Raw genomic sequence first — 14,428 nt, 5'->3', positions numbered from 1 at the left:
GTGCCGGAAGATGAGTGAAACAAATATATTAGTAAATCGTGTTGATGAAACATATGACACTAAAAATATTGTAAAAGAAATCGAATTAGACAAAATTGCGTTAAGTGATTTAGAGCTTCTTGCGATAGGGGGTTATAGCCCGCTTACTGGCTTTTTAGGAAAAGAGGACTATCAATCTGTAGTAGAAAACATGCGTTTAGTAAACGGTGATGTATGGAGTATACCTATTACACTACCGGTAACAGAAGGGCAGGCAGAACAATTTCAAATTGATGAAGAGGTTCGTCTTGTTAAAGAAGGAATCACGTATGGTGTTATTCAAATAGAAGATATTTTTACACCGGATAAAGAGAAGGAAGCATTGCTTGTTTATAAAACGACTGATACTGCCCATCCAGGTGTGAAAAAATTATATGATAGACCGAATATTTATGTTGGGGGAACAATTACGCTTGTAAAGCGTTTTGAAAATGATAAGTTTTCTTCTTATCATCTAGATCCAAGCGAAACGCGTGCAGAATTTAAAAAGCGAGGCTGGAAAACAATAGTGGGCTTTCAAACGAGAAATCCTGTTCATCGTGCGCATGAATATATTCAAAAGTCTGCGCTGGAAATTGTAGACGGCTTATTTTTAAATCCACTTGTTGGTGAAACGAAATCAGATGACATCCCAGCTGATGTACGCATGGAAAGTTATGAAGTGCTTTTGAAAAATTACTATCCAAGTGACCGTGCCTTTTTAAGTGTTTTTCCAGCAGCGATGCGTTATGCAGGACCGCGCGAGGCGATATTTCATGCACTGGTTAGAAAGAACTTTGGCTGTACACACTTCATCGTCGGGCGTGATCATGCTGGGGTAGGAAATTACTATGGTACGTACGAAGCGCAAGAGATTTTTACGAATTTTACAGTAGAAGAGTTAGGGATTACACCGCTCTTTTTTGAACATAGTTTTTACTGCACGAAATGCGAAGCGATGGCTTCTACGAAAACATGCCCGCACAGTAAAGAGGACCATGTTATTTTATCTGGTACAAAAGTACGGGAAATGTTACGAAATGGAGAAATTCCACCAAGTACATTTAGCCGTAAAGAAGTCGTAGAAATATTAATTCGTGGGTTGCAAAAAGAAGTCGTTACAAAATAAGGAGAGAATGGGATGGGGACAAATATAACTTGGCATGCAGCATCTGTTTCAAAAGAAGAAAGACGAAAGAACGGTGGCCATCACAGTTTTGTACTTTGGTTCACGGGGTTATCAGCTTCTGGAAAATCAACAGTAGCAAATGCGGTTGCTAGGAAACTGTTCGAAAAAAATATTGGGAATTATGTACTTGATGGCGATAATATTCGTCATGGTTTGAATAAAGATTTAGGGTTTTCCGAAAGTGATCGAACAGAAAATATTCGCCGAATTGGTGAAGTAGCAAAGTTATTTGTGGATCAAGGGACGATTGTACTCACAGCATTTATTTCTCCATTTCGAGTGGATCGTCAGCAAGTCAGGGATATTCTTGAAAAAGACGAATTTATTGAAGTGTTTGTAAAGTGCCCAATAGAAGAATGTGAGAAGCGTGATCCAAAAGGGCTTTATAAAAAAGCGAGACAAGGTGATATTAAGCAGTTTACTGGTATTGATTCGCCATATGAAGAACCTGTAGAGGCAGAAGTAGTAGTAGAAACACATCTTTATTCAATCGAACAATGTGCAGAACAAATTATCGGTTACTTACAAGAGCGTAGCTTTATATAGGGGGAGTAAAAATGAGTTATGAAAAAGCATGGGCAAACAATGAAAAGTTAAATGCTACAGAGAAAAAGAAATTAGAAAAAGACGGCTTAGAGATTTTCAAAGCGATTCCGTACTATGCTGAAAATGGATTCGACTCTATTCCGAAAGAAGAGTGGGATTCCTTTAAATGGGCAGGTTTATATTTACAGCGCCCAAAAGAGGCAGGATATTTTATGATGCGTGTGAATATTCCTTCTGGTATTTTAACAAATGAACAAGTCGAAGTATTGGCTTCGATTGCAGAAGATTATGGTCGTGATGTTCTCGATATTACAACGAGACAGGCGATTCAATTTCATTGGCTTGAAATTGGCCAAATACCAGACATTTTTAATCGTTTAGAAAAAGTGGGATTATCATCAGCTGGAGCTTGTGGCGATATTACAAGAAATATTATTGGAAATCCGCTTGCTGGTATCGATGGTGATGAATTATTTGATACGGCGCCAATTGTAAAAGAAGTATATGAGTTCTTTCAGCATAATGAAGAGTTTTCGAATTTACCTCGAAAATTTAAAATGTCAATTAGCACAAATGTATATAATGCAGCAAATGCCGAAATTAACTGTGCTGCCTTTACTCCAGCTACAAAAGAAATTGATGGAAAAACAGTGGAAGGCTTTCATTTACGAGTAGGCGGGGGATTATCTGCTCGTCCGTATTTAGCGCAGGAGTTAGATGTATTCATCCTTCCAGAGCAAGTAAAATCAGTAGCGATTGCAATTGCGACAGTTTTCCGTGATTTTGGATATCGTGAAAAACGACATTTAGCACGTTTGAAATTTTTAGTTGCTGATTGGGGTGCAGAAAAATTCAAAGAAAAATTATTAGAATATACAGAGCCTTTACATGATAAAGGAAACGATGCTTTCAAAGGATGGAACGCAGGTTATTTTTACGGTGTTCATAAGCAAAAACAAGGTGATTTATCATACGTTGGCTTTAACGTACCTGTTGGTCGCCTGCATTCTGAGGAGTTGTTTGAAATTGCTAGAATTGCGAAGCAGTACGGAAATGGCGAGATTCGCACATGTAATTCGCAAAATTTTATTATTCCAAATGTTCCTGAGGAAAATGTTGAGGCACTTTTACAAGAACCATTGTTTGAATCGATTTCAGCAAAACCAAAATCATTCATTGGATATGCAGTTTCTTGTACGGGAATTGAGTATTGTAATCTAGCATTGGTAGAAACAAAAGCGCGTTTACGAAATATTGCCGACTATTTAGATACACAACTTGTACTTGATGTACCAGTTCGCATTCATATGACGGGATGCCCAAATTCATGTGGTCAAAGGCAAATTGCGGATATCGGATTACAAGGCGTGAAATTGAAGACGAAAGAAAAAGGAATTGTTGAAGCGTTTGAGATTTATGTAGGGGGTACTTTATTAGATGGTGGTGTCTACAATCAAAAGTTAAAAGGAAAGATTGATGGGGAAGACCTTCCAGATGTTCTTGTATCGTTTTTAACATACTTTAAAGAACATAAACTGCCAGCTGAAACATTTTTTGAGTTTGCAGAACGCGTTGGAGTAGAAGACTTACAATCTGTATTAAATACAATTTTAGAAGAAGTGATTGCATCTTAGGAGGGAGCAATATGGATTTGTATCGTTTTGAAGCAGTGTTGGTAAATGGTGTTGTTCCAGTAGTAGTTGTTGCCCAAAGTGAGGAGCAGGCATTTAGACTTGTTGAGGTAGAATTGGAAAAGTATTTTTTACCACTGCCAGAAGTGAAGGAAATCTCTCTGCATGAAAAAAAGAAGATTCGAAAAGGTGCAGGTTTTGTTATTCATGAGCAGGAAACACTGTAACAAAAAAATGAAACGGATTTGAATTATAACTTCCATTCGTAATAGGGATGGAAGTTTCACTTTATAGTAGAAATGAGGAGAAATGATGGGAAAAGTATATATTGTTGGTGCAGGGCCGGGAGATCCGGAATTAATTTCTGTAAAAGGAGTCAAATGTATTAAGCAAGCAGATGTTATCTTATATGATCGTCTTGTAAATAAAGAGTTACTTTCTTATGCGAAGCCAGATGCGGACTTAATATATTGTGGAAAACTACCAAACTATCACACGATGAAACAAGAAACAATCCATGCTTTTCTTGTTAAATATGCGAAAAAGGGAAAAATCGTAACACGTTTAAAGGGCGGAGATCCGTTTGTATTTGGAAGAGGTGGTGAAGAAGCGGAAGCGTTAGCAAAGCATGGCATTCCGTTTGAAATTGTACCTGGTATTACAGCTGGAATTGCTGCTTCGGCATATGCGGGAATTCCTGTAACTCACCGGGATGCGAGCGCAAGTTTTGCTATTGTAACAGGTCACCGAAAAGAAGGTGCTGAAGAAGAAGTGAAGTGGGAAAACTTAGCGAAAGGTGTTGACACGCTTGCTGTTTATATGGGAGTAAGCAACCTTCCTTATATATGTGAACAACTGCTGAAACATGGAAAAGGGGAAGAGACACCAGTTGCTATTGTGGAATGGGGCACTACATCATCTCAGCGAACGATTACAGGAACGTTAGGAACGATTGTAACGATTGCTGAAAAAGAGCAGATCCAAAATCCAAGTATGATTGTAATTGGAGAAGTTGTTCGTTTTCGTGAAAAAATCCATTGGTTTGAACAGCAAACGAACATTACGTATCCGGTAAGCGGAGTGTTATAAAATGAAAGCTGTATTATATGTATGCCATGGAAGTAGGGTGAAAGAGGCGAAAGAAGAAGCGATTAGTTTCGTTTCTTCTTGCATGAACCGTGTATCAGCTCCTATTCAAGAAATATGTTTTTTAGAACTAGCACAGCCTGATATTTCAGAAGGTTTCGCTAATTGTATAAGAAAAGGAGCGACAGAAATCGTTGTTATTCCGGTTTTCTTATTAGCGGCAGGACATGTGAAAGAAGATATTCCAAATGAACTTCAAAACATGCAAAATAAATATCCTCACATTACAATTACTTATGGAAATCCGTTTGGTGTGTCGGAATCACTCGTATCCGCTGCGTATGAGGGGAGCGGTATTAAAGAGTATGAAAGTGGAGTAACTTTATTGCTTGTGGCAAGAGGGAGTAGTGATCTTGGGACGTTACAAGATATGAAACGTATTGCTTTTTTGTTTGAAAAAGAGGAGAAAATTAAAAAGGTAGAAGTATGTTATTTAGCTGCGGCAGAGCCTAGGTTTGAGGAAAAATTAAAAGAAGTTGCAAAGCGAAAAGAGGAGAATGTTGTCATTCTACCTTATTTGCTATTTACAGGCTTATTAATGAGACACATTATGAAGGAGGTACGCGGATACCATTTTACAAATATATATGTAAGTCCTTATTTAGGGAAAAACCGTGTATTTCAAGAAAGATTAATTCAGAAAACGGAAGCAATATTAAGGGGAGATGAGTATGTATCCACTTACAGTAAGAATTGAAAAGAAACGTGTTGTTGTCATAGGTGGTGGCAAAGTGGCATCATTTAAAATCACTCCTTTACTGAAAGAAGGAGCAGATATAGTTGTAGTGAGTTTTGAATTAGATGCAAGTTTAGTAAAGCTTGTAGAATCTAAGCAGATCCGTTGGTTTCAGAAAGAATATGAAAAAAGTGACATTGAAGGAGCCTTTTTAGTAGTAGCGGCTACAAGTGACACAAAATTAAATGAATCGATTGCAAAAGATGCGTCATCCAATCAGCTGGTTAATGTAATTACCAATCCAGAAAGCGGAAATGTTCATTTTCCAGCAGCGATTCATCGAGGAAAGCTTAATATTGCCGTTTCTACTGGGGGGGCAAGTCCAAAACTTGCGAAAAAAATTAGGGATGATATTGCGGCGAAATACGATGAGGTGTATGAAATTTATCTTGATTTTTTATATGAAGTAAGAATGAACGTGAAGAAATTGTCTCTAGAAAAAAGAAAGCAGAATCGTTTATTACAAGAAGTATTGAAGTCTGAGTATATTCAAGATCAGCAAAAAAGAGAAAGATTTTTACAAGAGCTAGATGAGAGGTTATTTGTAGAATAGGGTATTGTTTGTTTTATCCTGCTATTCGCGGGCAGTAAGACCTCCACCTCAAGGTTCAGAGAGAAAGCAATGTCCAGCTGTAGGGGCTAAAATATCCAGCCGCTAAAGCTCCCTCGGACGAGGCAAAAAGCACCTCTCTGTTGGGAGCGCGGGCGGCCTACGATTTTGAACGAGCCGCTTCCGCTTTTCTAAAGAAGATAGGTGGGAGATGCCCGATTAATGGAGGATAATAATCAGTGGGGGATGAAGAAAACCCCACTGATTAAATTGTTCTTTACAAATATAGCAATCTGCTCTATAATCACAAGTAACTTCAATAGATGAAATCGATGAGCAAGAAGAGTACGTATATTTGATGCGTTCAGAGAGCTGGGGGAAGGTGTGAGCCCGGTACGATAAAATATACAGAATGGGCTTGCGAGAGGTATGCTGAACAGATTAGTAGGCAACCCGGGTTCCGCCGTTAAAAGGATAGGGTATCGGAATGTTTCCTGTACCTGAACAAGTGGGATTGTTTAATCCAATCGAGGTGGTACCACGGTATTCTATTACATATATCGTCCTCTACATGCATAGTAGCGTGTAGGGGACTTTTTTATTTTCTAAAGGAGGTGGGCGAGTATGAAATGAAAGTGTATAATTAAGAAAAATATAAATATTCAGAAAAGGAGAAATTACGATGAAAGAAACACAGCAATGGACATCGAAAATTGGTTTTGTACTCGCAGCAGCCGGAGCCGCAGTAGGACTTGGAGCAATATGGAAGTTTCCATACGTTGCAGGTAATGGCGGGGGAGGAGCGTTTTTTCTAGTCTTCCTATTATTAACATTATTTATTGGTATGCCTCTTCTTTTGGCAGAATTTGTTATTGGTCGTAGTACGCAAAAAGAAGCGGTTACTGCATATAAACTGTTAGTACCAAATAGTAAATTATATCCATGGATTGGTCGTATGGGGGTTGTCACTTGTTTTAGTGTATTATCCTTTTATAGCGTCGTAGGTGGATGGATTTTATTATATTTATATTATAGTGTGACAGGAAACTTTTGGAGCGGAGCGATGGAATACGGAAAATTGTTTGAACAAACAATTTCCAATCCTGCTAGTGCAGTAGGTGCACAGTTAATCTTTATGCTTTGCACTATTTTTGTAGTAAGTAAAGGTGTAGAAAAAGGGATCGAAAAGGCAAGTAAGTATATGATGCCTCTATTATTTATTTTGTTTATTGCTATTATTATTCGTGCACTTACACTTGATGGGGCATGGGCTGGTGTTGAATTTTTCCTAAAACCAGATTTTTCAAAACTAACAGCGGATACCATTTTGTATGCAATGGGACAATCATTCTTTTCCCTAACTGTAGGTGCGTCGGTAATGGTAACATATAGCTCGTATTTAAAGAAAGAAGAGCATTTAGCAAAATCTGCAACATCAATTGTGAGTTTAACAATTTTTATTACAGTGCTTGCGGGACTAGCAATTTTTCCAGCGATCTTTGCATTAGGAGTTAAACCAACAGAGGGACCAGGTTTGCTGTTTATTATTCTTCCAGCTGTATTTGCGAAAATACCATTCGGACAATTTTTCTTTATTATGTTTTTAATTTTATTCTTCTTTGCAACGTTAACTTCTGCAATTTCAATGCTTGAAATTGTTGTTGCATCTGTAGCCAAAGATAATGAGAAAAAACGTCCATCAGCATCATTTATTATTGGATTACTCATTTTTGCTGTTGGAATTCCATGTGCTCTATCATTTGGAGTTATGAGTGATGTAAAAATCTTTGGGAAAACATTTTTTGACTTAGTGGATTTTGTAGTAAGTAATGTATTGTTGCCGTTAGGGGTATTAGCAATTTCGTTGTTTGTACCAAATAAAATGAGTAAAGACCTATTAATGAAGGAATTAGAAGTGACAGAGACGAAAGGAAAGCTATTATTTAACGTGTGGTTTTTCTTACTGCGCTATATTATTCCAGTAACGGTAGTGATTGTATTTTTAAATGCAATTGGTGTGTTTAAAATGTTTACAAAATGAGCGGGGGATTTTTCCCCGCTTTTTTAATTTGTTTTTTGGTTTTGTAGTAAACGATTGTATGCTTTGAAAGCTACAGCTGCTGCAATAAATGAACCAATTAAAAAAATAGTCGAACCACCTAATGTAAATAAGCGCCCAATAAATGTTTCTCGTGCTTCTTGTAGTTCTTCATTCATGCTTATATCCCCCAGATGAATAGGCATTTTGTTTTAGTCTATGTAAAATGCCTACAAATTGTTAAAAGGAGATTACTTTTCAATAAAAAAACTCGGTATGCACCGAGTTTTTTTATAATCCGATATATGGAGAAGGGTCAACTGCGTTCGTTTTACCTACATTCCACTCACCGATATGAAGTTCAAAATGTAAATGTTGTCCGAAAGATTGACCGGTATTTCCCATAAATCCTAATTGTTCACCTTGTTTTATAGTTTGGCCATTGGATACAGAGCGACTGCTCATATGAGCGTATACTGTTGTATAGGTTGTGCCATTTATACGGTGCGATAAATATACGACATTTCCGTAACTAGATGACATTTCAGAGCGGATTACAACCCCGTCAGCAGCAGCGTAAATAGGTACTGTTCCAGAAGCGGCGATATCGATGCCTTTATGATTATCTAAAGAACGAGCGCCAAATCCAGATGTTTTTGAACCTGCGGCTGGTTTAATAAAACCGCCTTTGTTTGTAATATCTGCTGCAGAAGCAGTTGGAGCAGATTGTGTTTGTGCGGTTGCTTTTTTTGCTTCTTCAGCTTTTCGAGCCTCTTCAGCCTTACGAGCTTCTTCAGCTTTTTTCTCTTCTTCAATTGCTTTTTGAACAGCCAGGCGTTGATTTTCTAAAATGCTATTAGATTCTTCTAAACCTTCAATCTCAGAATCTACCTTTGATACTTTAGCGTGTAAATCGCTAATCAGTACTTGTTGGTCTTGTTGGTTTTTTTGAAGTTCTTGCTTTTTTTGCTCTAATTTTTGCTTAGATTCGTTTAGTTGCTGTTCTTTCTTTTCAACCGCTTCTTTTTCCGTTTTTACAGTTTCTTGATCAGTTGTTTGCTTTTTTACAATTTCCGTATCGTTGTTTAAAATCAAGCTAACAGAATACATATTATCAATAAGGTCTGCAAAATTGTTTGAGTTCATCAATACTTCAGTTACGATATTTGTTCGAGGTTTTTCTTGCATGGATTGAAGTCGTTGTTTAATGACGTCCTGACGAGTGTCAATATTTGTTTGCAATTGCTCAATACTTTTTTTCTTTTCTTCAATTGTTTGTTGTGTTTTGCTAATCTCTGTTTCTGTATCGTGTAAATCAGCTTCATTTTTATTAATAGAAGCTGTTAGCTCATCAATCTTTTTTTGTAAGTCTTGTATTTCTTGTTCCATTTGTTCTTTTTCTGCTGTTTTGTTTTGTAAATCTTGTTGATTACCCTCTAATTCGGACTGAATATTAGATAATTTATCTTGACTTGTTTCTGCATATGTAACTGAATGTAATGGAGAAACAAAAATAGCACTTGCTGCTAATACGCTGAAAGCGACGTATTTCTTTTTCATAGTTGTCTAGCTCCTTTCCCTATGATGTATATATCATAATTGGAAGAATGCTGTCTATTCTTGTAATCATAATGTAATGAAAGTTTTATAAATGTACTATGAATTGTCGGAAATGAGGTAATTTTTGTATATTATGTCGTGTAAAAGGGAGATAGAAGAGTCTCGCAAAAAGTAGGTATGAATAGTTAAGGGATCGTTTTCATGTTAGGTTTTCTGACATGGATTTTGTTTTTGTCAAGAAAATTATTTGCATTCACGCAAACTTATTTTGTTGTCAGATTTCGTTTTTTGATTTATGATTTTTAACAGGGACAAAAAATGTAGTGAATTGTCGAATAATATGTAATACTCTTAATTTCTTGGTTTTATAGAAAAAGAGAAATGTAGAGTTAGAGCATCTAAGAAGGGGGTTGCAGCAAGTATGAAAAGAATTGGACTTGCATGGCAAATTTTAATAGGGCTTGCGCTTGGTATTGCAGTAGGGGCGATTTTTTATGACAATCCGGCAGTAGCGAAGTACTTACAACCAATTGGTGATATTTTCATTCGATTAATTAAGATGATTGTTGTACCGATTGTTGTAGCAAGCATCGTAGTTGGTGTTGCTGGTGTAGGTGACATTAAGAAGCTAGGACGATTAGGTGGAAAAACGATTCTTTATTTTGAAATTATTACAACAATTGCAATTGTTGTTGGCCTACTGATCGCGAATATTTTCCAACCAGGAAAAGGCGTTAATATGGATGAGTTAACAAAGTCAGATATTTCTAAATATACACAAACGACAGAGCAAGTGCAGAGTCACTCATTTGCTGATACATTTGTAAATATTGTTCCGACAAATATTGTGAAGTCGTTAGCTGAGGGCGATATGCTCGCTATTATTTTCTTCTCAGTGTTATTTGGTTTAGGGATTGCAGCAATCGGTGAAAGAGGAAGACCGGTTCTTCAATTTTTCCAAGGTGTAGCGGATTCAATGTTTTATGTAACAAACCAAATTATGAAATTCGCACCGTTTGGTGTATTTGCTTTAATTGGTGTAACTGTTTCTAAATTTGGTCTTGCTTCATTAATTCCATTAGGTAAACTAGTGATTGTTGTTTACGGAGCGATGATTTTCTTCGTTGTAGTTGTATTAGGAATTACAGCGAAAATATTTGGTATTAACATTTTCCAATTCTTTAAGATTTTAAAAGACGAGCTTATTTTAGCGTACTCTACAGCAAGCTCAGAGACAGTTTTACCAAAAATCATGGAGAAAATGGAGAAATTCGGTTGCCCGAAAGCCATTACATCTTTCGTTATTCCGACGGGTTATTCATTTAACTTAGATGGATCTACGTTATATCAAGCAATTGCAGCCATTTTCTTAGCGCAAATGTACGGTATTGATTTATCAATCTCAGAACAAATTACATTATTACTTGTATTAATGGTTACATCAAAAGGAATCGCAGGTGTACCAGGCGTATCATTCGTTGTATTATTAGCAACATTAGGTACAGTAGGCATTCCGGCAGAAGGCTTAGCATTTATCGCAGGTATTGACCGCATTCTAGATATGGCTCGTACAGCAGTTAACGTAGTAGGTAACTCTTTAGCAGCTGTTGTTATGTCTAAATGGGAAGGTCAATATGACGATGCAAAAGGACAAGCTTATTTAAAAGAACTTTCCAATAAACAGCAAGCAGCTTAATTGCTAATGAATAAAGCCCTCACGATAGAGTGAGGGCTTTTCTGTATAGAGAAGGGAGAGGGAATAATGAAACGAAAGTATGGGGATGGTTCTTCTTGGAATCGATTAATAGAGAAAACATATGAAGTAAAGGCAATAGAAAAAGGTATGTTAGGTATATTGCGTATACAAAAGGTAAAAGAACCGAGTTATAAGAAATATAATGATCGAGAGCTTTGTATTGTAGATGCTGGTTATACGTGGGTGCAGTATTTTATAAGCGATAAGAACTTTGCTATCACAGCTATGCTAAATGAAAAAAAAGAACTCGTACAATATTATATTGATGTAGCTAAAAAGTTTAAAATAGATGGAAGTGGTATGCCTTATTTCGACGATTTATACTTAGATGTCGTATTACTATCTAACGGCGATCTATATTTGTTGGATGAAGATGAATTAGAAGAGGCATATGTAGCTAGGGATATCTCGGAAGAAGAATATAATGTAGCGTGGGATACGGCGAAGTGGCTTATCGAAGTAATTGAAAAAGACGAGTTTCCTTGGATTGCAATTTTAGAAAAAGAAATTCAAAAATTAAAATGAATATTTTTCGTTTGTGATGCTTGATTTATTCGTGTTTTTGTATAAATACAAAAAAATACCAGCTATTTTTGTATAAATAATAATTGACTTTTGATTTGTAAGCGAGTAAAGTTAGGGAAGAAATTATTATTAAAAATAAAATATGAAACCTTCTTATAAAGAGAGGCGGAGGGACTGGCCCTACGATGCCTCGGCAGCGGACTCATAATGGAGTGCTGTGCCAAATCCAGCAAGCGTGTGCTTGAAAGATGAGGAGAGTGTTTCTTATAGATGTATAGGACCTCTTCTTTTTTGGAAGAGGTCTTTTGTTATTCGTTAGAAAAGGTTTATAACTAGGGGAGAGATGATATTTTGAAACAAACGAGAGGAAACGGCTTAGCATTATTGCCACTTGTTATATTTTTAGCGCTATTTATTGGCTCTGGAATTATTACAGGTGATTTTTATAAATTGCCGATACTTGTAGCGATTTTAATTGCTGTGGGAACGGCTTTAGTGATGAATCGCAAGGAAAGTTTTACAGTAAAAGTTGAACGGTTTGCTAAAGGGGCTGGCAATCCAGATATTATGATCATGGTATTAATCTTTGTGCTTGCGGGTGCGTTTTCTGAAACAGCGAAAGGAATGGGTGGGGTTGATTCTACAGTCAACTTAGCATTATCTATTTTACCGCAAGGGTTTATCGTTGCTGGCATTTTTGTGATAGGTGCGTTTATTTCGTTAGCAATGGGAACTTCGATGGGAACGATAGCGGCACTAGCACCAATTGCAGTCGGTATTAGTCAGCAAACAGATATTTCTATTGCATTAGCAATGGCAACAGTTGTTGGCGGAGCGATGTTCGGTGATAATTTATCATTTATTTCTGATACAACAATTGCAGCTGTTCGTTCGCAAGGAACAGAAATGAAAGATAAGTTTAAAACAAACTTTTTAATTGTGTTGCCAGCTGCGATTATTACAATTATATTGTTGGTTGTCCTTACATCAGGAAATCATTCAGAAATCAAAACTCATACGTTTGATTGGATAAAAATATTGCCGTACGCAGGGGTACTTGTTACAGCTTTACTTGGATGGAATGTACTTGTTGTATTAACTGGTGGAACAGTTCTATCGGGTATGATTGGTCTGATTGATGGGAGCTATACATTAACGAGCTTCTTTAAAAGTGTGACAACGGGAATTAGTGGAATGATGGAACTCGTATTACTGGCGATTTTAATCGGTGGAATGGTTGAACTTATTCAATATAATGGTGGTATCCAGTATTTAATGAACGTATTGACGCGTAATATCCGTTCGAAAAAAGGTGCTGAATTTGGAATTGCTGGTTTAGTTAGTATGACGAATATGTGTACTGCTAATAATACAATTTCTATTATTTTTACTGGACCACTGGCAAAAAATATTGCAGATCAATATGAAATTGATCCTCGAAAATCGGCGAGTGTGTTGGATCTATTTTCATGCTGTGTACAAGGGTTAGTCCCATATGGGGCTCAAATGTTAACGGCGGCAGGTTTTGCAGCATTGTCACCGGTTGAATTGTTACCATATGCATTTTATCCAATTTTAGTTGGGGTTTGTGGTGTAGTTTCTATCTTAATCGACTTTCCGCGTTTTTCGAAAGTAGCGGAAAAAAAGCAATATCATAAAACAGCTTAATGGAAAAGTAGTTGAAAACGCTCAGAGAATAAATTCTGAGCGTTTTTTTATAGATTTTTTTTCAAATAGTAGTGTTTGTGATCTCTTCCTACATTATCAAGAATTCCGAACACTTGATAACCGTGCTTTTTATAGAAGTCCAATGCTTGAAAACTTAACGTATCCACTTTTATGAAGTCACACCCTTTTTCTAAAGCGATTTTTTCTGCTTCTAATAATAACTTAGAACCGTATCCTAATTTACGGATGTCTTCATCAAGTATCAAGATATGAATTTCTAGCCAATTCCAGCAAACTTCACCTAACAGTCCTCCGCGAACTTTTTTATTTTCATCTTTCAGAACGAAATGAATTTTTGAGTACCTTCCTCTTAAGTCTGGTGGGAAATGTTGCAAATTATATTCGTAAAGTGCATGATTGATATCATTTTTATCTGTCGCACTCATTTCTTGTGTAATATGTAGATTCATGAAAAAGATGTCTCCTTTTATTTGGGTATAGTAGTGAGTATGAAATATGTCATATGAATCGAATCATATGAGTACCTTCAGTTGTTATTTAGGTAAAGACAATGGGATGTACAGAGAAGGTATATAGCCTTTATCGTTCATTTTAACATAATTTTCTTAATAATAAATCTTTTGTTGGTGAGATTGATTGAAAACTCGAATAGATAGAGGGCGTATTACTTTTTAATTTTCGTGAATTTTAAATGGAACATAATCATGTGAAGGAGCAAAAAGGCTTTGTTTTTATATCGTACCTTTGCTCATAAAGTGAAATGTCAATTAGTGGGGTTTCTTCATCCCTACTGATTGTTAACCATCACCAATCGGGATAAATATGGAATTTACAAAAGGCTGAATGCGACTCGGTCTTAAGTCTGAGTTGAAAACGGTTCTTAAGCTCGTTATGGAAAAACGGAAAAATAGTTAAGATAAGAGTATCAAATCGAAGGGAGGCGAGCACAAGATGAAACAATTTTTAGCGTTTATCGCAGCCGGTATTTTGGCTTTAATTGCTCTTGGTAGTCTTGCCGGTATTGTAGGCTTTGCAATTGGAGCA

At 36.6% G+C, this 14,428-nt stretch carries 14 protein-coding genes, 1 pseudogene, 1 riboswitch and 1 other annotated feature; of the genes and pseudogenes, 12 read left to right on the top strand and 3 right to left on the bottom strand.

What is annotated here, in order from left to right; genetic code table 11:
• Positions 1 to 10 precede the first annotated feature (10 nt).
• The 8 genes from sat to CN373_RS21915 all read left to right on the top strand — a co-directional run bounded on the left by sat (position 11) and on the right by CN373_RS21915 (position 7,857).
• Entirely contained in the window at positions 11 to 1,147 is a 1,137-nt protein-coding gene (sat, locus tag CN373_RS21955) for a sulfate adenylyltransferase (RefSeq protein ID WP_000005271.1), read from the top strand.
• Between the two features lie 12 nt (positions 1,148 to 1,159).
• On the top strand, positions 1,160 to 1,753 hold the full coding sequence (gene cysC, locus CN373_RS21950) for an adenylyl-sulfate kinase (RefSeq protein ID WP_000537074.1): 594 nt from the start codon (positions 1,160 to 1,162) through the stop codon (positions 1,751 to 1,753).
• A gap of 11 nt (positions 1,754 to 1,764) precedes the next feature.
• Complete coding sequence (locus CN373_RS21945) at positions 1,765 to 3,387, top strand: nitrite/sulfite reductase (RefSeq protein WP_000119570.1); 1,623 nt, start codon at positions 1,765 to 1,767, stop codon at positions 3,385 to 3,387.
• A gap of 11 nt (positions 3,388 to 3,398) precedes the next feature.
• Positions 3,399 to 3,611, top strand: a complete 213-nt coding sequence (locus CN373_RS21940) for a DUF3906 family protein (RefSeq protein WP_000366911.1) — start codon at positions 3,399 to 3,401, stop codon at positions 3,609 to 3,611.
• A gap of 85 nt (positions 3,612 to 3,696) precedes the next feature.
• A complete protein-coding gene (gene cobA / locus CN373_RS21935) occupies positions 3,697 to 4,473 on the top strand; it encodes a uroporphyrinogen-III C-methyltransferase (RefSeq protein ID WP_000521290.1) in 777 nt (258 codons plus the stop codon).
• 1 nt (position 4,474) lies between these two features.
• Positions 4,475 to 5,227 carry a sirohydrochlorin chelatase gene (locus CN373_RS21930; protein ID WP_000648895.1) on the top strand — a complete coding sequence of 251 codons (753 nt, stop codon included), beginning with the start codon at positions 4,475 to 4,477 and terminating at the stop codon, positions 5,225 to 5,227.
• The gene (locus CN373_RS21925) at positions 5,202 to 5,819 is read left to right on the top strand and encodes an NAD(P)-binding protein (RefSeq protein WP_000283326.1); all 618 of its coding nucleotides are present in this window, start codon (positions 5,202 to 5,204) and stop codon (positions 5,817 to 5,819) included. Before CN373_RS21930 ends, CN373_RS21925 begins: the two co-directional genes overlap by 26 nt.
• A gap of 320 nt (positions 5,820 to 6,139) precedes the next feature.
• Positions 6,140 to 6,387, top strand: a binding site (T-box leader).
• Positions 6,388 to 6,498: 111 nt separating this feature from the next.
• Positions 6,499 to 7,857, top strand: coding sequence for a sodium-dependent transporter (locus tag CN373_RS21915; protein ID WP_000665443.1), 1,359 nt, complete (start codon positions 6,499 to 6,501; stop codon positions 7,855 to 7,857).
• Between the two features lie 23 nt (positions 7,858 to 7,880).
• Here the strand turns inward: CN373_RS21915 and CN373_RS25335 are convergent, their stop codons facing one another.
• Complete coding sequence (locus tag CN373_RS25335) at positions 7,881 to 8,033, bottom strand: hypothetical protein (protein ID WP_001001396.1); 153 nt, start codon at positions 8,031 to 8,033, stop codon at positions 7,881 to 7,883.
• 112 nt (positions 8,034 to 8,145) lie between these two features.
• Entirely contained in the window at positions 8,146 to 9,414 is a 1,269-nt protein-coding gene (locus tag CN373_RS21910; RefSeq protein WP_000731517.1) for a murein hydrolase activator EnvC family protein, read from the bottom strand.
• Between the two features lie 421 nt (positions 9,415 to 9,835).
• On the opposite strand from CN373_RS21910, the gene gltP reads away from it, so the two are divergent.
• The 3 genes from gltP (at position 9,836) to CN373_RS21895 (ending at position 13,363) form a co-directional block, all read left to right on the top strand.
• Positions 9,836 to 11,110 (top strand): glutamate/aspartate:proton symporter GltP, encoded by a 1,275-nt coding sequence (gltP, locus tag CN373_RS21905; protein WP_098360149.1) that lies wholly within the window; start codon positions 9,836 to 9,838, stop codon positions 11,108 to 11,110.
• Between the two features lie 66 nt (positions 11,111 to 11,176).
• Entirely contained in the window at positions 11,177 to 11,695 is a 519-nt protein-coding gene (locus CN373_RS21900; protein WP_000824681.1) for a DUF402 domain-containing protein, read from the top strand.
• 150 nt (positions 11,696 to 11,845) lie between these two features.
• Positions 11,846 to 11,950, top strand: a riboswitch (SAM riboswitch).
• A 96-nt stretch (positions 11,951 to 12,046) separates the two neighbouring features.
• A complete protein-coding gene (locus tag CN373_RS21895; protein WP_000815107.1) occupies positions 12,047 to 13,363 on the top strand; it encodes a Na+/H+ antiporter NhaC family protein in 1,317 nt (438 codons plus the stop codon).
• Positions 13,364 to 13,410: 47 nt separating this feature from the next.
• Here CN373_RS21895 and CN373_RS21890 read toward each other — a convergent pair whose 3' ends face one another.
• Positions 13,411 to 13,833: a GNAT family N-acetyltransferase gene (locus CN373_RS21890; protein ID WP_001048688.1), complete on the bottom strand. Its 423-nt coding sequence runs from the start codon at positions 13,831 to 13,833 to the stop codon at positions 13,411 to 13,413.
• Between the two features lie 502 nt (positions 13,834 to 14,335).
• On the opposite strand from CN373_RS21890, the pseudogene CN373_RS21885 reads away from it, so the two are divergent.
• Positions 14,336 to 14,428, top strand: a pseudogene (locus CN373_RS21885) (flagellar basal body rod protein); the annotation flags it as partial.

It is taken from the genome of Bacillus cereus (genome assembly GCF_002561295.1).
Taxonomy (GTDB): Bacteria; Bacillota; Bacilli; order Bacillales; family Bacillaceae_G; genus Bacillus_A; species Bacillus_A cereus_S.
This window is presented reverse-complemented; position numbering and strand designations above follow the sequence as displayed.

Excerpts from the sequence above, each read along its gene's own strand:
- gltP (WP_098360149.1), top strand. The coding sequence starts at position 9,836 with ATGAAAAGAATTGGACTTGCATGGCAAATTTTAATAGGGCTTGCGCTT.
- CN373_RS21925 (WP_000283326.1), top strand. The coding sequence starts at position 5,202 with ATGTATCCACTTACAGTAAGAATTGAAAAGAAACGTGTTGTTGTCATA.
- CN373_RS21900 (WP_000824681.1), top strand. The coding sequence starts at position 11,177 with ATGAAACGAAAGTATGGGGATGGTTCTTCTTGGAATCGATTAATAGAG.
- CN373_RS25335 (WP_001001396.1), bottom strand. The coding sequence starts at position 8,033 with ATGAATGAAGAACTACAAGAAGCACGAGAAACATTTATTGGGCGCTTA.
- CN373_RS21930 (WP_000648895.1), top strand. The coding sequence starts at position 4,475 with ATGAAAGCTGTATTATATGTATGCCATGGAAGTAGGGTGAAAGAGGCG.
- CN373_RS21890 (WP_001048688.1), bottom strand. The coding sequence starts at position 13,833 with ATGAATCTACATATTACACAAGAAATGAGTGCGACAGATAAAAATGAT.
- cobA (WP_000521290.1), top strand. The coding sequence starts at position 3,697 with ATGGGAAAAGTATATATTGTTGGTGCAGGGCCGGGAGATCCGGAATTA.
- cysC (WP_000537074.1), top strand. The coding sequence starts at position 1,160 with ATGGGGACAAATATAACTTGGCATGCAGCATCTGTTTCAAAAGAAGAA.
- CN373_RS21910 (WP_000731517.1), bottom strand. The coding sequence starts at position 9,414 with ATGAAAAAGAAATACGTCGCTTTCAGCGTATTAGCAGCAAGTGCTATT.
- CN373_RS21940 (WP_000366911.1), top strand. The coding sequence starts at position 3,399 with ATGGATTTGTATCGTTTTGAAGCAGTGTTGGTAAATGGTGTTGTTCCA.
- sat (WP_000005271.1), top strand. The coding sequence starts at position 11 with ATGAGTGAAACAAATATATTAGTAAATCGTGTTGATGAAACATATGAC.
- CN373_RS21945 (WP_000119570.1), top strand. The coding sequence starts at position 1,765 with ATGAGTTATGAAAAAGCATGGGCAAACAATGAAAAGTTAAATGCTACA.
- CN373_RS21915 (WP_000665443.1), top strand. The coding sequence starts at position 6,499 with ATGAAAGAAACACAGCAATGGACATCGAAAATTGGTTTTGTACTCGCA.